Genomic DNA, 26,148 nt, shown 5'->3' with positions numbered 1-26,148 from the left:
GGTAGGGCCCCGGCCATGACGCAGCCCTTCACACTTCCGCACTTCTACATGCCGCATCCCGCGCGGCTGAACCCGCACGTCGACGAGGCCCGGGCCCATTCGACCGAGTGGGCCCGGGAGATGGGCATGCTGGAGGGATCCGGCGTCTGGGAACAGGCCGACCTCGACGCGCACGACTACGGCCTGCTCTGCGCTTACACCCATCCCGACTGCGACGGTCCCGACCTCTCCCTCATCACCGACTGGTACGTGTGGGTCTTCTTCTTCGACGACCACTTCCTGGAGAGGTACAAGCGCAGCCCGGACCGCGCCGCCGGCAAGGCGCACCTGGACCGGCTGCCCCTGTTCATGCCGCTGGACCTGTCCGCTCCCGTGCCGTCGCCCGAGAACCCGGTCGAGGCGGGCCTCGCCGACCTGTGGGCGCGCACGGTGCCGAGGATGTCCGAGGGGTGGCGCCGCCGCTTCGCCGTGGCCACCGAGCACCTCCTCAACGAGTCGATGTGGGAGCTGTCCAACATCAACGAGGGGCGGATCGCCAATCCCGTCGAGTACATCGAGATGCGCCGCAAGGTCGGCGGCGCCCCCTGGTCGGCGGGGCTCGTGGAGTACGCGACCGCCGAAGTGCCCGACCCGGTCGCCGGGACCAGGCCGCTGAGGGTGCTGATGGAGACGTTCTCCGACGCCGTGCACCTGCGCAACGACCTGTTCTCCTACCAGCGCGAGGTCGAGGACGAGGGCGAGAACAGCAACGGCGTGCTCGTCCTGGAGACCTTCTTCGGCTGCAGCACCCAGCAGGCCGCCGACACCGTCAACGACATCCTCACCTCCCGCCTCCACCAGTTCGAGCACACGGCGTTCACCGAAGTGCCCGCCGTGGCCCTGGAGAAGGGCCTGCGCCCGGACGAACTCGCGGCCGTGGCGGCGTACACGAAGGGCCTGCAGGACTGGCAGTCCGGCGGCCACGAGTGGCATCTGCGCTCCAGCCGCTACATGAACGAGAACGCGGTGCGCGGCGGTGGTCCCCGGCCCGGATGCAGCGGCTTCGGCACCTCGGCGGCGGACGTCCGCACGCTGCTCGCGACGGCCGGGGTGATGGGGGCACCGCCCACGCCTTCAGGGCAGTGGGGGAGGCTGCGGTCCTTCACGCACGTGCCGTACCAGAAGGTCGGGCCGTCGCGGATCCCCGACATCCGCATGCCGTTCCCGCTGGAGCTCAGCCCGTATCTGGACGACGCCCGCCGGAGCCTGCGCCACTGGGCCGAGCGCATGGGCATCCTGGCCGAGGGCGTCTGGGACGAGGACAAGCTCCGCGCCTACGACCTCGCGCTCTGCTCGGCCGGCCTCGACCCGGACGCCACGCCCGAGGCACTCGACCTGAGCGCGCAGTGGCTCGCGTGGGGCACCTACGGTGACGACTACTACCCGCTGGTGTACGGCCACCGCCGCGACCTCGCCGCCGCCCGGCTGACCACGGCCCGCCTGTCCGACTGCATGCCGCTCGACGGCGAGGAACCCCCGCTGCCGGCCAACGCCATGGAACGCGGACTGACGGACCTGTGGGCGCGCACCACCGCCGGGATGACGCCCGAGGCGCGGCGCACGTTCAAGGACGCGGTCGACGCCATGACCGAGAGCTGGGTGTGGGAGCTGTCCAACCAGCTCCAGAACCGCATCCCCGACCCGGTCGACTACCTGGAGATGCGCAGGGCGACCTTCGGCTCCGACCTCACCCTGAGCCTGTGCCGCAGGGGACACGGCCCGGCCGTCCCGCCCGAGGTCTACCGCAGCGGCCCGGTCCGCTCCCTGGAGAACGCCGCGATGGACTTCGCGTGCCTCCTCAACGACGTCTTCTCGTATCAGAAGGAGATCGAGTTCGAGGGCGAGATCCACAACGCGATCCTCGTCGTGCAGTCCTTCTTCGGCTGCGACTACCCGACCGGGCTCGGCATCGTGCACGACCTCATGGACCAGCGCATGCGCCAGTTCGAGCACGTCGCCGCCCACGAACTGCCCATCCTGTACGAGGACTTCCAGCTCACGTCGGAAGCGCGCGCGGCGATGGGGGCCTATGTGGCGGACCTGCGGAACTGGCTCTCCGGCATCCTCCACTGGCATCGGGAGGTGGACCGCTACAAGGAGGCGTGGCTGTCCCGGCGCGCCCACGGCTTCCTCCCCTACCGGCCGCCGACCGTACCCGTGCCCGCTCTTCGCTGAGGCGCCGACGTCCCGGCCGGAAGGCCACGGCGGCCGTACCCCTTCGCCGAGGGCTGCGATCGCCCGGCCGGAGGATCACACCGGCCGGGGCCGCCCCACCTGTTCCACGGCTCGTACCGCACCCGGAGTCCCGCGTGCGGTACGCGCCGTGACCGTGTTCGGCACCACCCCTGGCCGCCCCGGTCCACGGTCAGTCTCACTCGTTCGTGGCTCGTCGGCCGCCGACGCGCCGGGTAGAGCACCTGCCGAGATCGCTCCGGGATCCGCCGGTGGCGATCGGCACCATCCGGGAGGCGAGCCATGGAACAGACCGCGCTGCGACCCAAGCCGATGCCGGGGCGGGACCGGGAGGGGGCCGCCCCGGTGACGGGACCCGGCCCGTCACGGTCGCGCCCGCACGCCGCCCGGCGCCGCGGGAGGCGGCTTCTCAACGTTCTGCTCGCCGGATTCGCCGGCGCGGTCCTGGTGCTGTCCGGGATCGGCCTCGGGGCGATGGGTCCCACGGTGCTCGGCGACATCGGACGCCTCGACCTGCGCGGACGGCACACTCCGTCACCCCCCGTTCCCCCGCCTGCCTCCGCCCCCTCGGCTCCCACCACCGCTTCCCTCGGTGTGCAGGTCATGGACGCCCGTAAGCCGGGGGCCGTGGTCGTGGGACTGCACGTCCCCGGCCCGGCCCAGGCCGCCGGTCTGGTGCGCGGCGACGTCCTCCTCGCCTTCGGCGCCACCCGGATCGACACGGCCGCCGATCTGGTCCGGGCCGTCGCCCGGACCCGGCCGGGCTCCGAGGTCAGACTGACGGTCCGGCACCGCAGCGGCGGCTACGAGCAGCTGACCCTCGTACCGGCCCTCGCCGCGTGAGGCAGGCCCGCCAGCCGGCCGCGTGACCGCCGGGCGCGCACGCGGCCGAGCGACCCTCACGGCACGACGCGGAAGTGGCTCGTGAGCCGCCCCGAGTCGTCCAGGACGTGGAGGGCGAATCCGGGCGGCGCCTCCCGGTCCGCGATCTGCTCGCCCTCCCACGGCAGCCGCAGCGTCCACGTCACGCCGGGCCCGACGACCATCGGCCGCCCGGCGAACGTGGTGGCGGCCGGGGTGTGGGCGTGGCCGGTGATCAACCCGGCGATCTCGGGCCTACGGGCCTGCAGACCGGCCAGCCGGCCGGGGTTCCGCAGCGGATAGGCGTCGGGCAGGGGGTGGTGCAGCGCCACCGGCGGGTGGTGGAGGACGAGCAGGGCCGGCAGCCCGCCGCCGAGTTCGTCGAGGGTCGTCTCGATCCAGTCGTACGTCTCGTCGTCCAGCTCCCCGTCGTCGCGGCCGGGGATGCTGGAGTCGCACATCAGCACCGCGCCGTCGTCGAAGACCCGCACGGTGTTGACGGGCCCCTCGCCCCCGGGCCGGTCCAGCAGCGCCTTGCGGTAGGGCCTGCGGCTGTCGTGGTTGCCGGGGCAGGTCAGCACGGGGAACGGGGCGTCACCGGTGCGCAGCCCCAGGATGCGGGCGGCCTCCTCGTACTCGGGCTCCGTGCCGTGCTCGGCGATGTCCCCGGTCACCAGCAGCGCGTCCACGGGGCCCGGCAGCTCCCAGAGGCGGTCGCGCACCCGCTCGGCGCGTTCCGTGGCCCGCGTGCTCCCGTCCAGATGCAGATCGCTGATGTGTGCGAGTACCAGCACCTTCGTACGCCCCCTCGGTCAAGCGCTAATGGAAGAGCTGCATCTAAGCATTAGAGCTAACGGCTAGGCAATCCACTGCCGTTAGAAAAGTCGCCGGGTGAATGCCCGCAGACGGCTCGCGCCGCCCCCGTCGGCCGGGCAGGATGCTGCCCGTAGCCCCTTCGTCCGCCTGGGAGGTCCGGATGACCGGAAGCACCACAGCGTCCTTCACCGCCGACGACTACCGGGCCCGCATGGAGCGCGCCGCGCGGACGGCCGCCGACGCCGGTCTCGCGGGCCTGCTGGTCGCCCCGGGACCGGACCTGGTGTGGCTCACCGGCTACACGCCCCCGGCGGTCACGGAGCGGCTCACCCTGCTGGTCCTCGCCGCGGGGCAGGACCCCGTCCTGGTCGTCCCCTCCCTGGAGGCCCCGGACGCGCACCGGGCGGCCGGCGCCGCCGCGCTGACCCTGCGCGACTGGACCGACGGCAAGGACCCCTACGCCGCCACCGCCGCCCTCCTCGATGCCTCGGGCCGGTACGGCATCAGCGACAACGCCTGGGCCCTGCACCTGCTGGCACTCCGGCAGGCCCTGCCCGGCAGCTCGTACGCCTCGCTCACCGAGGCCCTGCCGATGCTGCGCGCCGTCAAGGACGCGGCGGAGCTGGACCTCATGGCGGCCGCGGGAGCCGCCGCCGACGCGACGTTCGAGGAGATCCGGAACGTCCCCTTCGCCGGACGCCGGGAAGCCGAGGTCGCCGCGGACCTCAACCGGCTGCTGCGCCGGCACGGACACCAGCAGGTCGACTTCACCATCGTCGCCTCCGGCCCGAACGGCGCCGACCCGCACCACGAGGCGGGCGAGCGCGTCATCGCCCGGGGCGACATGGTCGTCCTCGACTTCGGCGGCCTGCGGGACGGCTACGGCTCCGACACCTCCCGCACGGTTCACGTCGGCGAACCCACCGACGAGGAGCGCCGTGTGCACGACCTGGTGCGCGAGGCCCAGGAGGCCGGCTTCCGCGCGGTGCGGCCGGGAGCAGCCTGCCAGGACGTGGACCGGGCCGCCCGCCGGGTCATCACCGACGCCGGCTACGGCGAGTACTTCATCCACCGCACCGGACACGGGATCGGCGTCACCACCCACGAGCCGCCCTACATGATCGAGGGCGAGGAACGGCCCCTCGTGCCCGGCATGTGCTTCTCCGTGGAACCGGGCATCTACCTGCCCGGCCGGTTCGGGGTCCGCATCGAGGACATCGTGACCGTCACCGAGGACGGTGGGCGGCGCCTCAACACCACCGCCCGCGAGCTGGTCATAGTGGAGTGAGGCCCCGATGTCCCCAGCACGCCTCCCGAACGGCAACGGCGCGACCATGACCCAGGCACCCACACCCACCGCGGACACCGTCCGTCGGCTGGTCCAGTCCCTCCTCGACGACGCCAGGGAAGGCAGGAGCGCCCAGGACACCAAAGGCGGACGGGCCGGCAAGGAGGACCGGCCGAGCGGCCGCGGCCGCGGTCCCGACGTCCGGCCCGCCACACCGGGCGCCGAACCCGTCACCTGGTGGGTCGGCACCCGCCACGTCCTGCGCCTGGCCCCCGACCGGGAGGCCACCGCGCGCCAGCGCCGCGAACTGCGCCTGCGCGACCTCGTCCGCCCGCACGTCCCGGTGACGGTGCCGGTCAGTGTCGCGCACGGCGAGTGGGCGCCCGGCCTGAGCTTCACGCTGGACACCAAGGTGCCCGGCGGCTCGGGGGAGGAGCACGACGTGTCGGCCGTCGGCGAGGCCGACCTCGCCGGCCTCCTCACGGGCCTGCGCGAGGTGCCCGTCCGGCAGGCCGAGACGCTCGGCGTGCCGCGCGCCGCGCCGCGCTCCCTGGAGGCGCTGCGCCGGGCCGCCGTGCACGCCGCCGAACGCCTCGCCGGCGCCGACGAGTTCGACCGCGCGCGCCTGAACCAGCTCACCCCGCCCGCCGCGTCCCAGCTCGCCGCCCAGCCCGGCTCGGCGGTCCTCACCCACCGCGCCCTCACGGGCGGTCACCTCGTGGTCAGCGCCGACGGCAGGGTGCGCGGCGTGCTCGGCTGGGCGGGCACGGCCGTCGGCGACCCGGCCGAGGACATCGCCGGCCTCGCCCTCGCCGTCGGCGCGCCCGCCGCCGTCCGCGCCGCCACCCTCGCGGGCTACGGCGCCCGCCCGTGTCTGCGCGGCCTGTGGCTCGCCCGCTGCGACGCGTTGGTCCAGCTCGCCGACGACCTCGCCGGCAAGGACGTCACCGTCCTGCGGACCCGGCTGCGCCGCGCCTGGGAGCCCATCCTGCTGGAACGGGTGACGGACCTGGGGGACGCGGACGACGCCTTGTAGCGGGGCGGAGGGTGCGACATCCCGTACGGCTATCCTCCGCTCATGAAGCGCACCGTCACGGCGACGTCCCTGCTGGCCGCCGCCCTCACGTGCCTGACCGGCTGCACGGGGCACGCGAACGCCACATCCGGCGCCCCGCCTTCCCCGGCGCGGCAGGCGACCCCGGCGGAACGCCTTTCCGCGCTCATGGTCACGACGGCCGACCTCGGCGCCGGCTACTCGGTGCGGGAGTTCGACCCGGCCAGGCAGAAGTCCGTCTTCGCCAGGTCCGCCCGGGAGATCACCGGCGACGGGGCCTGCGTACCGCTGGCGGCCATGACGCACCAGTTGCCCCTCGGCACGCCGCAGGCTTACCTCAGCCGCGTCGTCTCGACCGAGGAGGCACCCGGCATCCGGATCTACGTCACCCTCGCCACCTACGGCCAGGGCATGGCGATGACGGCGATGGACACTCTCCTCGCAGATGCCGTGCAGGGCTGTTCCCTCGGTTTCACCGTCAGGGCGAACGGCCACGGCGAGACGTACTACCCGTTCGAGCCGGAGGAGACCCCGACGTCGGCGACGAGGCCCTCGCGTACCGCGGCATGATCACGGAGGAGGGCGGCCCGTCCCGCCCCATCCGCACCACCGTGGTACGCCACGGGGACGTGATCGCCGTCTGCACCGCGGTGGGCGGCGCCTCCATCGCGAGGCCGGGGCTCCTCACACCCGTCCTCGAGGCGCAGGACGCCAAACTCCCCTGACCCGCCGGGCGTTCACTCCTGCAGCAGCACCACGGCCGACTCCCCGGGCAGCCGCACCGTCCCGTCCGCCCCGGGCCGGTCCACCGGCTCCCAGGCGGCCAGCACCCGCGCGTGCGGCACGCCGAGCGGCAGGGCCGCCTCCTCGGAGGCCAGGTTCACGGCCACCAGGACGTCCCCGCGCCGGAAGGCGATCCAGCGGCGCTCCTCGTCGTAGGCCACCTTGGTGTCGGCGAGGTCCGGATCGGTCAGGTCCGGCTGCTCGTGGCGCAGGGCGAGGAGCTGCCGGTACCAGGCCAGCATGCGCGCGTGGGGCTCGCGGTCCGGCTCGGACCAGTCGAGGCAGGAACGGTCCCGGGTCGCCGGGTCCTGCGGGTCGGGCACGTCCTCCTCCTTCCAGCCGTGCGCGGCGAACTCCCGCCGCCTGCCCCGCCGTACGGCGTCCGCGAGCTCCGGGTCGGTGTGGTCGGTGAAGAACTGCCAGGGCGTGCCCGCCGCCCACTCCTCGCCCATGAAGAGCATCGGGGTGAAGGGCGCCGTCAGGATCAGCGTGGCCGCGCACGCCAGCAGTCCGGGGGAGAGCAGGGCCGAAAGCCGGTCTCCCTGGGCGCGGTTGCCGATCTGGTCGTGGGTCTGGCCGTAGCCCAGCAGCCGGTGCCCGGCCACCCGCGTGCGGTCCAGCGGGCGCCCGTGGTGGCGCTCCCGGAAACTGGAGTACGACCCGTCGTGGAAGTAGCCGCCGGTCAGGGTCTTGGCGAGCCCGCCGAGCCCGGCGCGCGCGAAGTCGGCGTAATAGCCCTGCGACTCGCCGGTCAGGGTGGTGTGCAGGGTGTGGTGGAAGTCGTCGTTCCACTGGGCGTGCAGCCCGAGGCCGCCCTCGGCGCGGGAGGTGATGAGCCGTGGGTCGTTCAGATCCGACTCGGCGACCAGGAACAAGGGCCGGTCCGTCTCGGCGGCCAGGGCGTCCACGGCCGCCGACAGCTCCTCCAGGAAGTGGCAGGCGCGCGTGTCCACCAGCGCGTGCACCGCGTCCAGCCGCAGACCGTCGATCCGGTAGTCGCGCAGCCACGCCAGCGCGCTGCCGATCAGGAACGCGCGCACCTCGTCCGAGCCGGGCGCGTCCAGGTTGACCGCGGCGCCCCAGGGGGTGTGGTGGGTGTCCGTGAGGTACGGGCCGAAGACGGGCAGGTAGTTGCCGGACGGCCCGAAGTGGTTGTGCACCACGTCGAGCACCACGCCCAGGCCGAGTTCGTGGGCCCGGTCGACGAAGCGTTTCAGTGCCTCGGGCCCGCCGTACGGCTCGTGCACCGCCCACAGCGAGACACCCTCGTAGCCCCAGCCGTGCGTGCCGGGGAAGGGGGTGAGCGGCATCAGCTCCACGTGCGTGACGCCCAGTTGGGCGAGATGCCCGAGCCGTTCGGCGGCCGCGTCCAGAGTGCCCTCGGGGGTGTACGTCCCCACGTGCAGCTCGTACAGCACCGCGCCGGGCAGGGGACGCCCCCGCCACTGCGCGCGCCACGGGTAGCGCTCGTGGTCGACGACCGCGCTCAGCCCGTCCGGGCCGTCCGGCTGCCGCCGCGAGCGCGGATCGGGCAGCACGGGCCCGTCGTCCAGCGCGAAGCCGTAGCGGGACCCGTCGCGCGCCTCGGCCTCGCCCCGCCACCACCCCGGCCGTTCCGGATCGCGTTCCAGCACGCGTGTGACGTCGTCGCACCGGAGCGTCACCCGGCCGGCCTGTGGTGCCCACACCTCGAACTGCACGGACGGTTCCCCTTCGTCTGTTCACCGTGAGGTAGCCCGTCCATGGTGCGTCAAAAGAGATCAATCCGCTGGTCCATCCACCCATTTGCGGCGGGTCTCACCGGGTACGCGCGCCTGGCGGCCGGTTTCCCGTTTTCTGGACAGCCCGGCCGCACTGCCCGACAATCACCAGCGTGACGTCGTCCTTCGAGTTCAACACGTCCCCCGCGCGGCTCTCCGACGAGGAGCGCGACCGGGTGCTGAAGGTGCTCCGTGACGGCGTCGCCGTGGGCCGCCTCTCCCACGACACGTTCGTCCACCGCATGGAACTGGCGCTCGCCGCCCGCCGCCCGGACGAACTCGCCGCGCTCACCGCCGACCTGCGCACCGAGAGCCGCCTCTCGCGCCTGGTGTTCGGCACCGTCGAGGCCGTCTCCGGCTTCTCCCTGCGGCTGCGCAGGGCCTGGCAGGCCGAGCGACTGCCCAAGCTGCAGCTGCCCCACCCCGCGCACGGTCATCCGCTGCGCATAGGACGCGACCCCGCCAGCGGACTGCGCCTGAACCACGAGACCGTCTCCCGCGTCCACGCCGAACTCCGTCACCAGGGCGGCCTGTGGGTCCTGCGCGACCTCGGCTCCACCAACGGCACGACGGTGAACGGCAGGCGCGTCGTCGGCGCCGCCGTCGTCCGCGAGGGCGACCAGGTGGGCTTCGGCCGGATGACGTTCCGGCTGTCGGGCGGATGACCTTCCAGCGATGACCTTCCGGCGGACGGCCCGCTGACCGGAAACAGGACCGGGCCTCGGCTCCGGCCTGGGCCTTACCGGCCGTCGGCCTCGGCGCCTTGGCCGAAAAGCCGTCGCGGTCCACGGTGTTGACGTGTTCCCGAAGTCGTGACTCACTGTGCGTACGCCATCTACACCTGGTGAACCGACGGCACCGCATGGGGGAGGTGTGCCCTGCCGCCCCGACCGCGCTATCCGACCGTCGACGAACTGGGTGCCCGGGCCGCGGCCCTCGTCGCCCGCCACCCCCGTGACGCCCGGCTGCGCCGGGTCGGCACGTCCCGCGCGGGCACCCCCCTGTGGCTGCTCTCCGTCGGCCACGGCAGCCGCCAGGCGCTGGTCGTCGCCGGTCCCCACGCCAACGAACCGGTGGGCGGAGCCACCGTCCTGCGCCTGGCCGAGCGGGCCCTGGCCGACCCCCGGCTCACCGAGGGCGCCGACGCCACCTGGAACCTGCTGCTGTGCCTCGACCCGGACGGGTCGCGCCGCAACGAAGGCTGGCTGCCCGGCCCCTACACGCTCGGCCATTACGTCCGGAACTTCTTCCGGCCCGGCTTCCTGGAACAGCCCGAGTGGCTCCCCGACGGTGCGGGCGCCGCCGCCCTGCCGGAGACCCGGGCCCTGCTCGGCCTCCAGGACGAACTGCGCCCGTTCCTGCAGTGCTCCCTGCACGGCGTCGACATCGGCGGCGGCTTCGTCGAGCTCACCCACGACCTGCCGGGTCTCGACCGGCGCCTGGCCCACATCGCCGCCCGGCTCGGCATACCGCGCGAACTCGGCGCGTACGACGCCCTGTACTGGCCCGGCCTCGGGCCCGCCGTCTACCGGATCCCGCCGCCGCGCCGGGCCGGCCTGGTCGCGGCCATCACGGAGGCGGCCGTCGAGTCCACGTGGTTCCACCCGTACCGGTACGGCACCGTCACCGCGGTCGTCGAGGCGCCCATGTGGGGCGTCACGGCCGTGGCGGACGGCTCCCCGCCCGCGGACCGGGACGCCGTGCTCCGGGCCGTCAGCCGCACCCTGCGCCACGACACGGGCCTCCTGCGGCAACTCCTGGCCCGGATCCGGCCGCACCTGGTCACCGTGCCCGACGCGGCCCGCCTGCTCGCCCCGGTCGACGACTACCTCCTGGTCTGCCCCGGCCTCGCCGACGCCTGGGACCCCGACACCGACGACAGCCCGGCCCATCCCCTCCCGCCCCTGAGCACCGCCCATCTGGTCGCCCTGCGTATCTCCGGGCGCCGGCTCGCGCTGCGCACCGCGGGACTGCTGCACCAGCTCGTACGGGCCGCCGGCCGTGACCCGGCCGGGGCGCTGCCGGAGCTGGACCTGCTGATCGACCAGTGGTGCGCCGAGTACCGCGACGGCTGCGGGGCGCGCTGGATCCCGGTCGCCCGGCAGGCGGAGTACCAGGCCCGTGTGGTGCTCGCGGCGTTCGAACTGGCCGGACGGCACGCGCGCGCGTGCCCCGGTCCGGGCGAGCCGGTGCCGGTGCGGCGGGACTGAGCCGGCAGCCGTCCGATCGTGTGCCCACGTGCCGCTACGCCCTCTCGCGCGCGTGCAGCGCCGCCGCGACGACCGTGCGGGACTGGTGCTCCACCTGGTGCTCCAAGGGCACCCAGCGGGCGCGGAAACGCTGCGCGAAAGCGCCGCTCCAGGCCGACACCAGCTCCTCCAGCTGCATCGCCGCCTCGTCGTCGGTCCCGCGCAGCACGCGCAGCAGCATCGCCGCCGCCCGCAGTGGCACACGGCGCGCGAACGCGTCCACGCTCCCGACGTACGCCCGGGTGAGGTCGGCGGGCGGGGTGTTCAGCAGGTCGGAGGCCAGCCCCGGCACCAGTTCGAGACCCCATCGGGCCGCCCGCAGCAACGGGCCGTCCAGGTCCGCCAGCCGGGGCAGCGCCTGGTCGAGCACGCGCGTGACCTCCAGCGCGTCCCGCTGCAGCCGGCGGGCCAGCCGCCCGATCGCCGCCGCCGGAGCCGGATGCGGAGCCGGGTCGTCCACCAGGTCGCTCGCCCACATCGGCACTTCGACCACCGCGGTCAGCCCGCCGTACCGGTGAGCGTGGTACCAGGTGCTGTGCCGCGCGTCGTCCGGCAGGCTCGGGTACGCCGGTCCGATCCCCGGCGCCGGCATGACGTGCACGCCCGGCCCGGACGCGGGCCAGCCCGCGGCGTCGGAGGCGCCCGTCTCCACCGGGATGTGCAGCTCGGCCGCCGACTTCGCGAACGGCTCCGCCAGCCCGGGCACGTCCCTGGTCAGCTGCACCCAGCTGCCGCCCAGGTCGGTGCCGTGCAGGGTGACCTGGAGGTAGGGACGCAGCTCGTCGATGACACCCGTCAGGGCCCTCGTCTCGGGCGGCAGCCGGTCCGGGGGCAGCAGGGACGGTGCCCACTCGGGCTGCTCCGGGCCCGCGGGCCGGAAGAACCCGAGGTGGTAGTCGAAGAGGCTGCGCGGTGCGGGCGTCACGTGCAGACTCGCCCCGTCGGGGTCCGCGCACAGCAGGAAGTGCCAGGAGACGCCGTCGCGCAACTGCCGCTGCTCCAGGACCCGGCGGGCCACCGCGAGCAGGGTGCAGGAACCGGTCGGCTCGTTGGCGTGGGCGCCGGCGACCACCAGCACGGCACGGCGCGCGCGGCCCACGGACAGCAGGTGCAGGGGCCTGCCCGCGCGTGAGACACCCACCTGCCGCAGGGTGCACACACCGGGGCGCTGAGCGGTCAACGCCCGGGCAGCTGAGACCTGTTCGGTCACCGTCGGGTAGCGCAGCTCCGGCAGGACACTCACCCCCGTCACATCCGCCCGAGTTCGCCATCGCAGTACCCCACGGCCATGGTGCGGTGTCAAGGGTGCGACCGGGTCGCTCCGAGGGAGCGCCCGGAAGCACGGTTGCGCTGGAGGAGCAGATCCTGCGGGGCGCGGTGGATCTCGCCGTCGGCCCGGCACCGGCCGACCCGCCGGGCCTCGTCGCCACGGTCGGCCAGGAGGAGATCGTCCTCCTGGTGCCCATCGACGACCGCTTCGCGGTCCGGACGACGTCACACTGCCGGAGCCGGCCGTCCCGACCCCTCCTGGCGGCGCACCCTGACGGTCTTCTCGCGCCTGCCGCCGAACGGTGCCGCGGAGAGGTTCGTCGACCTCCTGCGGACGTCCTGGCCGCACCCGCGCGCCCCGCTGCCGGGGTGCGAGGACTGCCCGCGGGACGGCTCCTCGGTCGCCTGACCTCAGTCGCCCACCCTCTCCAGCAACGCCACCGGCAGTCCCTCGAACAGCTCTTCCACGCGCGCGTGCCCCGTGAACTCGCGCCCCGGCTCCAGCACGTCCGCCCAGCGGCCCGGCGGCAGCGGCAGCAGCGTGTCCCGCCAGCCGCCGGCCTCCGCGAGCCGCAGGGACAGGCGGGTCACGGCCGTCAGCACCTCGCCGGAGCGGACGAAGGCCAGGCAGTGCGCGGCCGCCGGACCCTCGGCCGGCAACGCCATGTATGTCGCCGTGTCACCGAAGGCGCCGGGCCGCCGGGCCCGCAGCCCCAGCGCCGCCTTCGTCACCGCCGTCTTCTCCCCGGACGTGCCGCCGGACTCCGCGGGCGGGAAGTCCACCGCCCGCCGGTTGTCCGGGTCGACCAGCGCCCGGTACTCGGCCTCCGTGCCCTGGTAGACGTCCGGGACGCCCGGCATCGTCAGCTGCACCAGGGCCGTGCCCAGCACGTTGGCCCGGATGTACGGCGCCAGCGACTCCCGGAACGCGGCGACCCGCTCGCCCGGCGCCCCGCACGGCCCGGCCGCAACGAAACCCCGCACGGCCTCCTCGTACGGCGGCTCCTGCTCGGTCCAGCTCGTGTGCAGGCCCGCCTCCCGCACGTGTTTCAGCAGTGCCCCCTGCACCCGCTCCAGCGCCTGTGGGGCCGGTCCCAGTCCGAACACCGTCTGCCAGGCGGCCCACGCGAGCTGCGCGTCCGGCACCCCCTCCCCGGTGCGGGTCACCTCCGCGAGCACGTCCGCGAAGCGGTCGGGGCATTCGGTGAGCACGTGCAGCGCCGCCCGGACGTCCGCGCTGCGCTTGGTGTCGTGCGTCGTGGCCACCGTCCCGGTGACGGGCCAGTCACGCTGCACGCGCGCGCAGTACGCGTGGAACTCCTCCGGCGACAGGGCGGGGGAACCCGGGTTCCCGCCCACCTCGGTCGCCGACAGCAGCGGCACGTACCGGTAGAACGCCGTGTCCTCCACGGACTTGGCCCGCAGCGCCGAGGAGGTCTGCGCGAACCGCGTCCGGAACTCCAGCTGGGCGGGTTCGTCGCCGTACCGCCCGAGCACCAGGTCCCGCACCACGTCCACGGCACCGGCCTCCTCGGGCACGGCGAAGGCGTGCCGGGCGTCGGCGGCGGCCTCCTCGGTGACCACGGCCGCCGCGTCGGAGGACTCGTAGGGCCGGTAGACCTCCATCCGGACCAGCAGCTCCTGGAGCGCGGTGCGCAGCGCCCAGGGGGCCCGGTCGCGCAGGGCCGGCTCCGGCGAGGTCGCGCACAGCCGGCTCGCCACCCGGGTGAGCCGGTCGGTCTCCGTCGCCAGCTCGTGCGTGAGGACCTTGTACGCCGCCCTGCGCACCGTCGCATCCCACTGCCCGCCCCGGTCGGTCTGCGGGGCCGCGAAACGCCGGTACCGCCCCAGCAGGTCCCCGAACCCGGCGGGGTCCGTGAACACCCCGTCCACGTGCCGCAGGGCGTCGTAGCCAGTGGTCCCCGCGACGGGCCAGGACGCGGGCAGCCGCTCGCCGTCGGCGAGGATCTTCTCCACGACCGTCCAGCGGCCCCCGGTCGCCTCGTGCAGCCTGCGGAGGTAGCCGTCGGGGTCGGCGAGCCCGTCGGGGTGGTCGATGCGCAGCCCGTCGATCACGCCCTCGTGCAGCAGCCCGAGGATCTTGCCGTGGGTGGCCTCGAACACCTCCGGGTCCTCCACCCGCACCCCGATGAGCTCCGAGATGCTGAAGAACCGCCGGTAGTTGAGCTCGGTCCGGGCCAGCCGCCACCACACCGGCCGGTACCACTGCGCGTCCAGCAGATGCGGCAGGGGCAGGTCCTCGGTGCCCTCGCGCAGCGGCAGGACGTGGTCGTAGTAGCGCAGCACGTCCCCGTCGACGCGCAGTTCGCCGAGCACCTCGCCCAGTGGCCCGCCGAGGACCGGCAGCAGCACCTGGCCGTCCTGCGCCTCCCAGTCGATGTCGAACCAGCGCGCGTACGGCGACTTCGGGCCCTCGCGCAGCACCTCCCACAGGGCCCGGTTGTGGCGGGGGGCCATGGCCATGTGGTTCGGGACGATGTCCACCACCAGGCCGAGTCCGTGCTCGCGCGCGGTACGCGCCAGCGCCCGCAGCCCCTCCTCGCCGCCCAGTTCCTCACGCACGCGCGCGTGGTCGACGACGTCGTAGCCGTGCGTCGAGCCCGGCACCGCCTCCAGGACGGGGGACAGGTGCAGGTGCGAGACGCCGAGCGAGGCCAGGTACGGCACGACGGCCGCCGCTGCTCCGAACGGGAACTCGGGCTGCAGCTGCAGCCGGTACGTGGCCGTGGGCACCACCGGGTCAAGTCGCTCAGGTGTCATGGAGACCTACGTACCCGCCCTGCCGCCGTTCGTGTCATCCCCCGCGCCAGGTGCGCCGCGCGTCGCCCGGACGGGTGGCATTCCGGACGACGCGCACGCGCCGGGTGGTCACACGGGCCGCTGGAGCACCGTCATGCTCCGGTCCGTCAGGGCCAGCCGGTCCCCGGCCTGCACCTTGGCGCCGGTGTCCGAGGGCACACCGTCCGCGAGGGCGGTGTCGACCACGACCTCCCACTGCCGCCCGTGGTTGACCGGGACCACGAACTCCAGCGGCTTGGGCGAGGCGTTGAACATCAGCAGGAACGAGTCGTCGGTGATGCGCTCCCCGCGCGCCCCGGGCTCGGAGATCGCGTTGCCGTTGAGGAACACCGTCAGCGCCGACGCCTGGGCCGAGTCCCAGTCCCGCTGGGTCATCTCCCGGCCGTCCGGGGTGAACCAGGCGATGTCGGACAGGTCGTCGTGGGTGCCCTCCACGGGCCGTCCGTGGAAGAAGCGCCGCCGGCGGAAGACCGGGTGGTTGCGCCGCAGCCACACCATCGCCCGGGTGAAGGCCAGCAGCCCGGTGCTCGCACCGCCCTCGGCGTCCTCGCCGCCCTCGGAGCGCTCGTCGTTCTCGGGCCACTCGACCCAGGAGATCTCGTTGTCCTGGCAGTAGGCGTTGTTGTTGCCGCCCTGGGTGCGGGCGAACTCGTCGCCGTGGCTGATCATGGGCACGCCCTGGGACAGCATCAGCGTCGCGATGAAGTTCCGCATCTGCCGCTCCCGCAGCCGCAGCACGTCCGGGTCGTCGGTCTCGCCCTCGACCCCGCAGTTCCAGGACCGGTTGTGGCTCTCGCCGTCGCGGTTGTCCTCGCCGTTGGCCTCGTTGTGCTTGTCGTTGTAGGCCACCAGGTCGTGCAGGGGGAAGCCGTCGTGGCAGGTCACGAAGTTGATCGAAGCGAGCGGGCGGCGCCCGTCGTCCTGGTAGAGGTCGGACGAGCCGGTCAGCCGCGAGGCGAACTCCGCGAGCGTGCGCTGCTCACCCCGCCACAGGTCGCGCACGGTGTCCCGGTACTTGCCGTTCCACTCGGTCCACAGCGGCGGGAAATTGCCCACCTGGTAGCCGCCCTCGCCCACGTCCCACGGCTCGGCGATCAGCTTCACCTGCGAGACCACCGGGTCCTGCTGCACCAGGTCGAAGAACGACGACAGCCGGTCCACCTCGTGGAACTGCCGGGCCAGCGTCGCCGCCAGGTCGAAGCGGAACCCGTCGACGTGCATGTCCGTGACCCAGTACCGCAGCGAGTCCATGATCAGCTGGAGCACGTGCGGGGACCGCATGAGCAGGGAGTTCCCCGTCCCTGTCGTGTCCATGTAGTAGCGGGGGTCGTCCGTCAGCCGGTAGTAGCGCGAGTTGTCCAGGCCCTTGAAGGACAGGGTCGGACCCAGGTGGTTGCCCTCGGCGGTGTGGTTGTAGACCACGTCGAGGATCACCTCGATCCCGGCCTCGTGCAGCGCCTTCACCGCCGACTTGAACTCCAGCACCTGCTGGCCCCGGTCGCCCCAGGAGGCGTAGGCGTTGTGCGGGGCGAAGAAACCGATCGTGTTGTAACCCCAGTAGTTGTTCAGGCCCATGTCGACCAGGCGGTGGTCGTTCACGAACTGGTGGACGGGCATCAGCTCCAGGGCCGTGACCCCGAGCTCGGTGAGGTGCTCGATGATCGCCGGGTGCGCGAGGGCCGCGTAGGTGCCGCGCAGCTCCTCCGGGAGACCGGGGTGGCGCATGGTGAGGCCCTTGACGTGGGCCTCGTAGATCACCGTGTGGTGGTACTCGGTGCGCGGACGCCGGTCGTCGCCCCAGTCGAAGTAGGGGTTGACCACGACCGACGTCATGGTGTGCGGCGCCGAGTCGAGATCGTTGCGCCGGTCGGGATCGTCGAAGTGGTAGCCGTAGACCTCCTCGCCCCAGTCGATCGAACCGCTGATCGCACGCGCGTACGGGTCGAGCAGCAGTTTCGCGCTGTTGCAGCGCAGCCCGCGCTCCGGTGCGTACGGGCCGTGCACCCGGAACCCGTACCGCTGCCCCGGCATGATGCCGGGAACGTACGCGTGCCGCACGAAGGCGTCGCTCTCGCGGAGCTCGATCGCCGTCTCCGAGCCGTCGTCGTGCAGCAGACACAGCTCTACTCGGTCCGCGGCCTCCGAGAAGACCGCGAAATTGGTACCGGCGCCGTCGTACGTGGCACCGAGTGGATACGCCTCGCCAGGCCAGACCTGCATGGATACGACTCTTTCAGGTGTGCGGCGCCGGTGGGGACGCCTTGGTCCCGAGTCTCCCCGAAAGTGAGGGAACCTCCTATGACTTATCTCCCTCTTACCGAGTGACCAGTGCATACGCGGTATGCCAAACCAATGGGGCTCATACATACTCCCGGGGCTTGGGGGAGTAGGGGGAAGACGTGCGCAACATAGTGCACCGCCACCTGGGCAAGGTGGTGGCCGGTACCGCCATCGCGGTGGCCGGGACCGCCGTGATGGTGGCGGTGACCCTGCCGGGCACGGCGGGGGCGGACGAGGGCGGCACGCGGGCGGGGCGGTCCGTCCCGCAGTCCGCGGCCGCGGGGGCGGGCGCCGCCGGGGCGGGCGGCCGGGCGGTGGCGCCGGGTGTCGTCGAGGCGGCCCCCTCCGAAGGGCGGAAAGGGGAGGGCCGTGATCCGCTGACCGACGACGAGCTGCAGCGGGCCGAGAAGATCGCCCTCAGCCGGCAGCTGTTCAGCAGCAGCGAGAGCGTCGACGGGGAACGGGGTCCCGAGCGCCTCGGCGTCGACCTCGCCGAGCCCGACTCCGACGACGCGGGCGGGCCGGAGGCGCCCCGGCGCGCCGACGTGACGTTCTACGACTACGGGGACGACACTCTCGTCACCCGGACCGTCGATCTCGGCACCGGCACGGTCGTGGCGACCGGCACCCAGCACGGTGTCCAGCCGCCGCTGAGCCGCGCCGAGAAGGCCGAGGCGGCCGGCCTCCTGATCGCCGACGCGCTCGGCGCGGGCCTGAAGGCCGACTACCGGGACGCCACCGGCAAGGCGCTCACCTCCCCGGACCAGCTCCAGCTCAGCGGAGCCGTCTACCGGGCCGCACCGGGCGCCCAGCCCGCCGTGCTCGACAAGTGCGGAGAGCACCGCTGCGTCCGGCTGTTCCCGAAGATCAAGAACGGTCCGTGGGTCGACGCCAGGTCGCTGGTGATCGACCTGAGCGCCCGCAAGGTCGCCCGGCTCGGTCACTGACCCGCCCGCTTCACTCACCGTCCACCTCGCTCCTCCTCGTCAGGGAGTCATCTCGTCATGCGCGTGAACAGCAACAGCAAGGCCCGCACCCGCGCGGCCGTGGGCCTGACCGTGGCCGCGCTGGCCGCGGGCGCCACGGCCGGCGCGGGACCGGCCACCGCCCAGCCGAAGGCCGCCCCCGCCGCGCCGCCCGCCGCCGACTGCAGCGCCGCCTACCGCGTCGAGCAGAAGCTCTCCTCCGGCACCACCTGGCGGATGTGCTGGCGCTACGACGGCAAGGCCGGGCTCGTCCTGGAGAAGATCTCGTACCAGCCCAAGGGCGAACCCAAACCGATCAGGGTCCTCAACAGTGCCCGGCTCGGTCAGATCCACGTCCCCTACGACGACGGCAACGTCGAGTACGACGACCTCACCGGCTTCGACTTCGCCCAGGGCCTGATGAACCTCGCGCCGAGCGAGTGCCCCGGCGGCACCATCAAGACCGTCAAGGTCCCGGACTCCTGGAACGAGGACCCGAACGTCAAGGGCCTGTGCACCACCACCCGCTCCCGCGGCCACGCCTACCGCATGCAGGGCGACACCGCGAACAAGGTCTTCCAGGCCGAGGGCAAGGACCTCCTCGTCTACACGGTGAACCAGGTCGGCTGGTACGAGTACATGACCGAGTGGCGCTTCCAGGACGACGGCACGATCACCATGAACGTCGGCGCCACCGGCAGCCTGTCCTGGGACGACTACGACGCCGGCGACGGCCGCGGCTGGCCGATCGGCAAGGGCGCGAGCGCGGCCAAGGCCACCAGCCACAGCCACAACGCCTTCTGGCGGCTCGACTTCGCGCTCGACGGCTCCACGAAGAACACCGTCGAGCAGTACGACTCCACCGTCACCGCGCCCACCCGGGGACAGCGCGCCCCCACCACCAGGACCACCCGGACCAAGGTGACCAAGGAACTGGCCGGGGACAGCAAGAGCTACCGCTGGTGGCGCGTGGTCAGCGCGACCGGCAAGAACAAGGACGGACACGCGCGCTCCTACGAGATCGTCCCCGGACCCACCACCAAGTACCCCGGCCGCAGCTACACCAAGCACGACGTGTACGTCACGCAGTACAACAAGTGCGAACTGTTCGCCAGCAACAATCCCGGCAACTGCGGGGCGGGCGCCGGGAAGTCCGTCGACAAGTGGGTGAACGGGCAGTCCCTGACCCACCCGGTGGTCTGGACGAACATCGGCTTCCATCACATCGCCCGGGACGAGGACCAGCAGCCCATGCCCGTCCACTGGCAGGGCTTCTCCATCGTCCCGCGCGACGTCACCGCCATGAATCCGCTCACTCCGGCCGAGCTCGGCTGGCAGAACGGGCACTGGCGGCCCCGGGGTTGAGAATCAGCCTGCCCATCCGGCTGCACCGCCGACCGCTCCCGGAGTACCCTTCCTTGATCGTTGACAAGGGGAGTGCTCGGGGGAGCGGAAGGCGGTGCGCGGGTGGGCTCGGGAGGGCTGGAGCTGCCCCCTGGTGACGAGGGTCACGAGGGGAACTCCACAGATGTCCCGACCGGAGCCGTGTCCCTGGCGCGGCCGATGGACGCGACGGGCTCGATCGGCCCGGAACTGGACTGGAACGCCGACGCCTGGCGCGAGGTGCGCACCCGCGCCCAGCGGGCCGGCCGGGCCTACATCTGGCTGAACCTCGTCGAACAGCGGCTGCGCGCGGTCGTCGCCGCCGTGCTGCGGCCCGTCTACGAACCCGTCCACGGCGAGGACTGGGTGGTGGCCGCCGCCGGACCGGCCGGCCAGGAATGGGTGCAGCGCGCCGTGGCCGTCCGCGAGGTCAGCCGCCGCAAGGGCTATCTGCTCGACCCGGCCGACGACAACGTCCTGTCCTTCCTCACGCTGCCCCAGCTGCGCGAGCTGATGGTGCAGCACTGGCCGTGCTTCGAGCCGTACTTCGACGACCGCCGGGACGTCGAACTCGCCCTCGACGAGCTGGAGGTCACCCGCAACGTCGTCTCCCGCAACCGGGCTCTGTCCGAAGCCGTGCTGAACCAGGCCGAGCGGGCCTCGGCACGGCTGCTGGAGATGCTGGGCGCGGGCGGTGACGTGCCCTCGGCGCGCCGGCTGCCGATCGACGCGGTCGAGGACCTGGTCGGCGACCGGTACGCCGACGTCGTCGCCGTCCACCCGGACCGGGTGCGGCTGATGCGGCAGTTCCCGGCCGAGGACATCTTCGGCGGGGCCCGCCGCCTCGACGCCATCGGCATCGGCCTCAACCTGCTCGTGCAGAACTTCTCCGGCCGGCGTCTGGTGCGGCTGGCCGAGTCCGGCTGCCGGGTGAGGCTGCTGTTCCTCAACCCGGCCTCCAGCGCGGTCAAGCGCCGCGAGCGTGAACTGGGCATCAAGCGCGGCGAACTCAGCCGGGCCGTCGAGATGAACATCCTGCACATGCGCCGGGTCCGTGCCCGGCTGCGCGACCCGGGCGCCTTCGAGATCCAGGTGTTCGACGAGACGCCCCGCTTCACCGCGTACCTGGTGGACGGCGACGGGGCGGACGGCATCGCGGTCGTGCAGAGCTATCTGCGCCGCACCCGGGGCATGGAGGCACCCGTGTTCGTGCTGCGCAACGGCAGCAAGGTGGTCAAGTCGGGCGAGATGGACGAAAGCGGCCTCTTTCCCACGTACCGCGAGGAGTTCGAGGTGATGTGGGCGGATTCGCGGCCGGTGTCATGAACTGCGCTTCGGTGCGGGGTGGTTCTCCGGTCCGCCGCCGGGCATGAGCGGAACGCGATCCTCTGATTGTCAGTGGTGCATGCGAAGGTGGGGACCACTGGGGGAACGCACCACACGAAGGGGGACCGCCCATGGGCTGGCACCGGGAGCTGCTGGTCGGCTTCGACCTGGAGACGACGGGTACGGATCCGCGCGAGGCGCGCATCGTCACAGGGGCCGTGATCGAGGTCAGGGGAGCCGAGCCGATCGGGCGCCGCGAGTGGCTGGCCGACCCGGGGGTGCCGATCCCCGAGGACGCGGTGGCCGTGCACGGCATCAGCAGCGAGCGGGCGTCGGCCGAGGGCAGACCCGCCGACCAGGTGGCGGACGCCCTCGCCGACGTCCTCACCTCCTACTGGAAGGCAGGCGTACCGGTCGTCGCCTACAACGCGGCCTTCGACCTCACCCTGCTTTCCGCGGAGTTGCGGCGCCACGGGCTGCCGTCCCTGCGGGACCGCCTGGGCGGCGTGGACCCGGCCCCGGTCATCGACCCGTACACCATCGACCGCCGGGTCGACCGTTATCGCCGCGGCAAACGCAATCTCGAAGCGGTCTGCGCCGAGTACGGGGTCGTCCTCGACGCCGCCCACGACGCCATGGCCGACGCCCTGGCGGCGGCCCGCCTCGCCGGGGCGATAGCCGACCGCCACCCCAAGATCGCCGGCCTCGGCCCGGCGGCCCTGCACCACCGCCAGATCGAGTGGTACGCCGAGTGGGCGGCGGACTTCCAGAGCTTCCTGCGCGGCAAGGGCGACCCCACCGCCTCCGTCGACGGGGCGTGGCCGCTGCGCGAGTTGGCGGACGAGCCGGTCTGAGGCGCCGGGCAGGCGGCAGGGAGGCAGGCGCCGGGGGCCGGGAGCCGGACGGTCAGAACGGATACCACCGCACCGTCTCGTCCCCGTCCCTGAGGGACCTCACCCGCCGCTCGAACTCGGCCAGCGCCTTGGGGTTGCCCGGCGCATGCTGGGCCACCCACGCACAACTGGCCGTCTCCCGGGCCCCGCGCAGCACACCGCAGCCCTCCCAGCCGCGGACGTCCCAGCCGTAGGCCTGCGTGAACGACGCGTACGCCTCGTCCGGCAGCCCGTACCGGTCGTGGGACAGAGCCATCACCACGAGGTCGTGCTCCCGCAGATCCGCCGACACCGTCTCCAGATCCACCAGCACCGGCCCGTCGGGTCCCACGTGCACATTGCGCGGCAGCGCGTCCCCGTGGATCGGCCCCGGCGGCAGATGCGGTGTGAGCGCGGCGGCCCGGTCGGCGAACCCGTCGCGCCGCTCACGCAAGTACTCCGCGTCCGCGGGATCGATCGCGTCCCCGGCGAGCCGCAGCCACCGCTCCACACCGCCCAGCAGATCGCGCGGCGGGAGGTCGAAGGGAGGAAGGGGGAGCGCGTGCACGACCCGCAGCAGTTCGGCCAAGTCCTGCGGCTCGGCAGACCGCACCGCGTCCGGCAGGCGGTGCCACACCGTCACCGGATGCCCTTCGACCAGCAGCGCCTTCGGCTCGGCCGCCCGCACGGCCGGCACACCCGCCTCGGCGAGCCACCCCGCGACATCCAGTTCGCGGCGCGCCCGGTCGAGGAGTTCGGCGTCACGGCCGACCTTGACGACCAGATCTCCGGCGGCGAACACGGCGTTCTCGCCCAGAGCGAGCAGCCGCGCCGACCCGGCCGCACCGGGCAGCACCCCTGCCGCGTCCAGTACGTCCCGCGCCCGTGCCTCGTCCATCGTCCGCCTCCGTCGTCCACGCCTCGACCACCGGGTTCCGGCCATCCACCGGTCAGTGTCGCATCGGCACAGGTAGGACGGCGTACGCGGTGCCTTGACGAGGCATATGGCCTCCACGAGCATGACCAGGCCGGCCGAGCCGTGCGAAGGGGCTGATTCCGTGACACCGGTGACCGAGGCAGCATCCCCTTCGCCCCCGCAGCCCCCGCCGCTTTCGTCGTCGAGCCGGCGCACCGGCCGCGGAACCGGCGGGGACCGGCGCGGGCAGGCCCTCGGCCACGGCGCCTGGTTCCTGGTGCTGCCCGCCCTGATCCCGATCCTCGTCCTCAGCGCCGGTCCGCTGCTGTACGGCATCCTGCTGGCCTTCACCGACGCCCAGTCGGGGCGCGTTCAGCCCACCCGCTGGATCGGCGCCCTCAACTTCCGGGACCTGCTGCACGACACGCTGTTCTGGGAGTCGTTCCGGGTCGGGCTGGTGTGGGCGGCCGGCGTGACCGTGCCGCAGTTCCTGCTCGCGCTGGGCCTCGCCGTGCTGCTCAACCAGGACCTGCGGCTGCGCTGGTTCGCCCGCGCCCTGGCGATCATCCCCTGGGCCATGCCCGAGGTCGTCGTCGGCATCATGTGGCGGCTCGTCTACAACCCGGACGCGGGCATCCTCAACGAGACCCTGCGCGACCTCGGGCTGGGCGGCGGCCGGGACTGGCTCAGCGGACTGGCGACCGCGCTGCCCGCCGTGATCGTCGTCGGCGTCTGGGCGGGAATGCCCCAGACCACGGTCGCGCTGCTCGCCGGGCTGCAGAACACCCCGCGCGAACTGCACGAGGCGGCGGCGGTCGACGGCGCGGGCGCCTGGCGACGCTTCCGCACGGTCACCTGGCCCGCCCTCAAGCCCATCGCCCTGGCGATCACCGCCCTCAACCTGATCTGGAACTTCAACTCCTTCGCCCTGGTCTACGTGCTGACCAGCGGCGGACCCGGCGGCAGGACCCGGCTGCCCATGCTCTTCGCCTACGAAGAGGCCTTCCGCTACGGCCAGTTCGGCTACGCGGCGGCGATGGGCTGCGTGATGGTGGCCGCCGTCTCGATCGCCCTGGCCGTCTTCCTCGCCGGCCGTCTCAGGGGAGGTGACGACGCGTGAAGACCGGCCGCCCGGCCCGCGTCGGCCAGTACGCCGCGCTGCTCGCCTACCTCGTCTTCCTCGCCTTCCCGTTCCTCTGGCTGGTCTCCACCGCGTTCAAGCCACCGCGTGAGCTGGGCAGTCTGCACCCCACGTGGATCCCCGAGGACCCCACTCTGGACAACTTCCGGCAGGCCTTCGACGAACAGCCGCTGCTGCGGGCCGCCCTCAACTCGCTGCTCGCCGCGCTCTCGGCGGCGGTCATCGCCGTGCTGATCGCGACGCCGATGGCCTACGCCGTCGCCCGGCGCCGCTCCCGGCTCGCGAAGGCGGTGACGGGCTGGGTGGTGGTCAGCCAGGCGTTCCCGTTCGTCCTGCTGATCATCCCGCTGTTCCTGGTGCTGAAGAACCTCCGTCTGATCGACTCGGTGCCGGGGCTGGTGCTGGTGTACGTGGTGTGGGCGCTGCCCTTCGCGCTGTGGATGCTCGCCGGATACGTACGGGCGGTGCCGCCCGAACTGGAGGAGGCCGCGGCCGTCGACGGGGCGGGCCGGGTCCGGACGCTGGTGTCGGTGACCGCCCCGCTGCTCGCGCCGGGCATCGTGGCGACCGCACTGTTCGCGTTCATCACCGCGTGGAACGAGTTCTTCTTCGCACTCGTGCTCCTCAAGAGCCCGGAGAAACAGACCCTGCCCGTGGTCCTCACCCACTTCATCGGCGCCGAGGGTGTCGCCGACCTCGGGCCGCTCGCGGCCGCCGCGTTCCTCGCGACCCTGCCCTCCCTGGTCGTCTTCGCCCTCATCCAGTGGCGGATCACGGGCGGCATGCTCTCCGGGGCGGTGAAGAGCTGATGCGCACACGCCTGCCGGCCCTGGTCCTGGCCCTGCTGCTGCTCCTCGCCGGCTGCTCCTCCGGCGGCACCCGCGACGACGGCCGGATCACCCTGCGCTTTCAGTCCCTGGCCTGGCAGGAGGAGTCCGTCGCGGCCAACAGGCAACTGGTGAAGGAGTGGAACGCCACTCACCCGGACGTCCGGGTCGAGTATGTCCAGGGGTCCTGGGACAGCGTCCACGACCAGCTCCTCACCGCCTTCGAGGGCGGCGAGGCGCCCGACATCATCCACGACGCCTCCGACGACCTCGCGGACTTCGCCTACGGCGGCTACCTCGCGGACCTCACTGGCCTGCTGCCCGAGAGGCTGACATCGGACATCCCGCAACGCAGCTGGGAGACCACGACCTTCGGGGACGGCGTCTACGGCGTGCCGTTCCTTCAGGAACCGCGCGTGCTGATCGCCAACGCCACCTGGCTCAGGAAGTCCGGCGTGCGGATCCCGACGGCACAGAAGCCGTGGAGCTGGGCCGAGTTCCGCCGCATCAGCGAACGCCTCAGCGGGCGGGGGAAGTACGGTGTCGCCTGGCCGCTGAAGGAGCCCGTCTCCGCCACGCTCAACCTCTCCCTGTCGGCGGGCGGGCGGCTGTTCCACCGCGGACCCGACGGGAAGGTGACGGTGCGGTTCAAGGCGGCCGACCAGGTGGTGCCGCGCACGGTTCACGCCCAGGCGAACACCGACCGCAGTGCTTCTCGCACGACCCTGGGCAGCGGTGGCTCCGACACGCTGCCCGGCTTCTTCGCGGGCCGGTACGCGATGGTCCCGCTCGGCTTCTCCTACCGCCAGCAGATCGCCCAGCAGGCCCCCAAGGGCTTCGCCTGGCAGGTGCTGCCCGCTCCGGCGGGGGCCCGTGGCCTCACCCAGGGCGTCAGCCCGCAAACCCTCTCCATCGCCGAGGACTGCCCGCACAAGGAGGAGGCCGCGCAGTTCCTCGACTTCTTCCTCAGACCGGCGAACATGGTCCGTCTCGCCCTCGGTGACTGGATGCTGCCCACCGGCGGGCAGGCCCTGAAGGACCCCGCCCTGCACCGGACGAAGGACGGCTGGGACACCGGCACCGCCCTCGCCGAGCACCTGAGACCGGCACCGGCCCAGTCCGTCCGCGGCTACCCGGAGTGGAAGGACAAGGTCGCCACGCCCGCCTTCCAGGAGTACTACAGCGGGGCGATCGGCCTGCGTGAGCTGCGCGTTCGGCTGGAGGAGGACGGCAACCTGGTGCTGGCGCGCTACCAGCGCTGATCCCCCACCCCGGTTCACCGCCGCCGACAAGGCGTAGGCAGTGT

Annotated in this window: 21 protein-coding genes; 15 read left to right on the top strand and 6 right to left on the bottom strand. The window is 72.8% G+C overall.

Going from position 1 to position 26,148, the window contains the following annotated elements; genetic code table 11:
* The first annotated feature begins 15 nt into the window (after positions 1-15).
* Both cyc2 and ADK65_RS00855 read left to right on the top strand, forming a co-directional pair.
* Positions 16-2,214, top strand: a complete 2,199-nt coding sequence (gene cyc2, locus ADK65_RS00860) for a germacradienol/geosmin synthase Cyc2 (RefSeq protein ID WP_053667801.1) — start codon at positions 16-18, stop codon at positions 2,212-2,214.
* A 300-nt stretch (positions 2,215-2,514) separates the two neighbouring features.
* Complete coding sequence (locus ADK65_RS00855; RefSeq protein ID WP_053667800.1) at positions 2,515-3,075, top strand: PDZ domain-containing protein; 561 nt, start codon at positions 2,515-2,517, stop codon at positions 3,073-3,075.
* Positions 3,076-3,131: 56 nt separating this feature from the next.
* Here the strand turns inward: ADK65_RS00855 and ADK65_RS00850 are convergent, their stop codons facing one another.
* A complete protein-coding gene (locus ADK65_RS00850) occupies positions 3,132-3,887 on the bottom strand; it encodes a phosphodiesterase (RefSeq protein WP_053667799.1) in 756 nt (251 codons plus the stop codon).
* A gap of 182 nt (positions 3,888-4,069) precedes the next feature.
* On the opposite strand from ADK65_RS00850, the gene ADK65_RS00845 reads away from it, so the two are divergent.
* From ADK65_RS00845 to ADK65_RS38385, 4 genes are read left to right on the top strand one after another with little or no spacing between them, the layout of a single operon-like run.
* On the top strand, positions 4,070-5,197 hold the full coding sequence (locus tag ADK65_RS00845) for an aminopeptidase P family protein (RefSeq protein WP_053667798.1): 1,128 nt from the start codon (positions 4,070-4,072) through the stop codon (positions 5,195-5,197).
* A gap of 46 nt (positions 5,198-5,243) precedes the next feature.
* Positions 5,244-6,233, top strand: a complete 990-nt coding sequence (locus tag ADK65_RS00840; RefSeq protein WP_053668001.1) for an aminoglycoside phosphotransferase family protein — start codon at positions 5,244-5,246, stop codon at positions 6,231-6,233.
* 42 nt (positions 6,234-6,275) lie between these two features.
* Positions 6,276-6,821, top strand: coding sequence for a hypothetical protein (locus ADK65_RS00835; protein ID WP_053667797.1), 546 nt, complete (start codon positions 6,276-6,278; stop codon positions 6,819-6,821).
* Positions 6,818-6,976 carry a hypothetical protein gene (locus ADK65_RS38385; protein ID WP_159038696.1) on the top strand — a complete coding sequence of 53 codons (159 nt, stop codon included), beginning with the start codon at positions 6,818-6,820 and terminating at the stop codon, positions 6,974-6,976. Before ADK65_RS00835 ends, ADK65_RS38385 begins: the two co-directional genes overlap by 4 nt.
* Before the next feature lie 12 nt (positions 6,977-6,988).
* Here ADK65_RS38385 and treZ read toward each other — a convergent pair whose 3' ends face one another.
* A complete protein-coding gene (gene treZ, locus ADK65_RS00830; protein WP_053667796.1) occupies positions 6,989-8,734 on the bottom strand; it encodes a malto-oligosyltrehalose trehalohydrolase in 1,746 nt (581 codons plus the stop codon).
* Between the two features lie 173 nt (positions 8,735-8,907).
* Here treZ and ADK65_RS00825 point away from each other — a divergent pair, with 173 nt between their 5' ends.
* Together ADK65_RS00825 and ADK65_RS00820 are read left to right on the top strand one after the other, a co-directional pair.
* A complete protein-coding gene (locus ADK65_RS00825; RefSeq protein ID WP_053667795.1) occupies positions 8,908-9,459 on the top strand; it encodes a DUF1707 and FHA domain-containing protein in 552 nt (183 codons plus the stop codon).
* Positions 9,460-9,672: 213 nt separating this feature from the next.
* Positions 9,673-11,004 (top strand): M14 family zinc carboxypeptidase, encoded by a 1,332-nt coding sequence (locus ADK65_RS00820; RefSeq protein WP_053667794.1) that lies wholly within the window; start codon positions 9,673-9,675, stop codon positions 11,002-11,004.
* 34 nt (positions 11,005-11,038) lie between these two features.
* On the opposite strand, the gene ADK65_RS00815 is transcribed toward ADK65_RS00820, so the two are convergent.
* The 3 genes from ADK65_RS00815 to glgX all read right to left on the bottom strand — a co-directional run bounded on the left by ADK65_RS00815 (position 11,039) and on the right by glgX (position 17,352).
* The gene (locus ADK65_RS00815) at positions 11,039-12,286 is read right to left on the bottom strand and encodes a M14 family zinc carboxypeptidase (RefSeq protein ID WP_053667793.1); all 1,248 of its coding nucleotides are present in this window, start codon (positions 12,284-12,286) and stop codon (positions 11,039-11,041) included.
* Positions 12,287-12,723: 437 nt separating this feature from the next.
* Positions 12,724-15,093 carry a malto-oligosyltrehalose synthase gene (treY, locus tag ADK65_RS00810; protein WP_053667792.1) on the bottom strand — a complete coding sequence of 790 codons (2,370 nt, stop codon included), beginning with the start codon at positions 15,091-15,093 and terminating at the stop codon, positions 12,724-12,726.
* Positions 15,094-15,201: 108 nt separating this feature from the next.
* The gene (gene glgX / locus ADK65_RS00805) at positions 15,202-17,352 is read right to left on the bottom strand and encodes a glycogen debranching protein GlgX (RefSeq protein WP_053667791.1); all 2,151 of its coding nucleotides are present in this window, start codon (positions 17,350-17,352) and stop codon (positions 15,202-15,204) included.
* A gap of 179 nt (positions 17,353-17,531) precedes the next feature.
* Here glgX and ADK65_RS00800 point away from each other — a divergent pair, with 179 nt between their 5' ends.
* The 4 genes from ADK65_RS00800 (at position 17,532) to ADK65_RS00785 (ending at position 21,940) form a co-directional block, all read left to right on the top strand.
* Complete coding sequence (locus tag ADK65_RS00800; RefSeq protein WP_053667790.1) at positions 17,532-18,359, top strand: Tat pathway signal sequence domain protein; 828 nt, start codon at positions 17,532-17,534, stop codon at positions 18,357-18,359.
* A gap of 57 nt (positions 18,360-18,416) precedes the next feature.
* Positions 18,417-19,742 (top strand): copper amine oxidase, encoded by a 1,326-nt coding sequence (locus ADK65_RS00795; RefSeq protein ID WP_053667789.1) that lies wholly within the window; start codon positions 18,417-18,419, stop codon positions 19,740-19,742.
* 72 nt (positions 19,743-19,814) lie between these two features.
* Entirely contained in the window at positions 19,815-21,086 is a 1,272-nt protein-coding gene (locus ADK65_RS00790; RefSeq protein ID WP_199825553.1) for an SAV2148 family HEPN domain-containing protein, read from the top strand.
* 131 nt (positions 21,087-21,217) lie between these two features.
* Positions 21,218-21,940 carry a 3'-5' exonuclease gene (locus ADK65_RS00785; RefSeq protein ID WP_053667787.1) on the top strand — a complete coding sequence of 241 codons (723 nt, stop codon included), beginning with the start codon at positions 21,218-21,220 and terminating at the stop codon, positions 21,938-21,940.
* Positions 21,941-21,992: 52 nt separating this feature from the next.
* Here the strand turns inward: ADK65_RS00785 and ADK65_RS00780 are convergent, their stop codons facing one another.
* Positions 21,993-22,856 (bottom strand): phosphotransferase enzyme family protein, encoded by an 864-nt coding sequence (locus ADK65_RS00780; protein WP_053667786.1) that lies wholly within the window; start codon positions 22,854-22,856, stop codon positions 21,993-21,995.
* A 160-nt stretch (positions 22,857-23,016) separates the two neighbouring features.
* Between ADK65_RS00780 and ADK65_RS00775 the strand changes: the two genes are divergently transcribed.
* From ADK65_RS00775 to ADK65_RS00765, 3 genes are read left to right on the top strand one after another with little or no spacing between them, the layout of a single operon-like run.
* Positions 23,017-23,994, top strand: coding sequence for a carbohydrate ABC transporter permease (locus ADK65_RS00775; protein ID WP_420708934.1), 978 nt, complete (start codon positions 23,017-23,019; stop codon positions 23,992-23,994).
* Positions 23,991-24,824: a carbohydrate ABC transporter permease gene (locus ADK65_RS00770; RefSeq protein WP_053667785.1), complete on the top strand. Its 834-nt coding sequence runs from the start codon at positions 23,991-23,993 to the stop codon at positions 24,822-24,824. Before ADK65_RS00775 ends, ADK65_RS00770 begins: the two co-directional genes overlap by 4 nt.
* The gene (locus ADK65_RS00765) at positions 24,824-26,104 is read left to right on the top strand and encodes an ABC transporter substrate-binding protein (RefSeq protein WP_053667784.1); all 1,281 of its coding nucleotides are present in this window, start codon (positions 24,824-24,826) and stop codon (positions 26,102-26,104) included. Before ADK65_RS00770 ends, ADK65_RS00765 begins: the two co-directional genes overlap by 1 nt.
* The last annotated feature ends 44 nt before the right edge of the window (positions 26,105-26,148 follow it).

Origin of the sequence: Streptomyces sp. NRRL B-1140 (genome assembly GCF_001280065.1) — a bacterium.
Taxonomy (GTDB): Bacteria; Actinomycetota; Actinomycetes; order Streptomycetales; family Streptomycetaceae; genus Streptomyces.
This window is presented reverse-complemented; position numbering and strand designations above follow the sequence as displayed.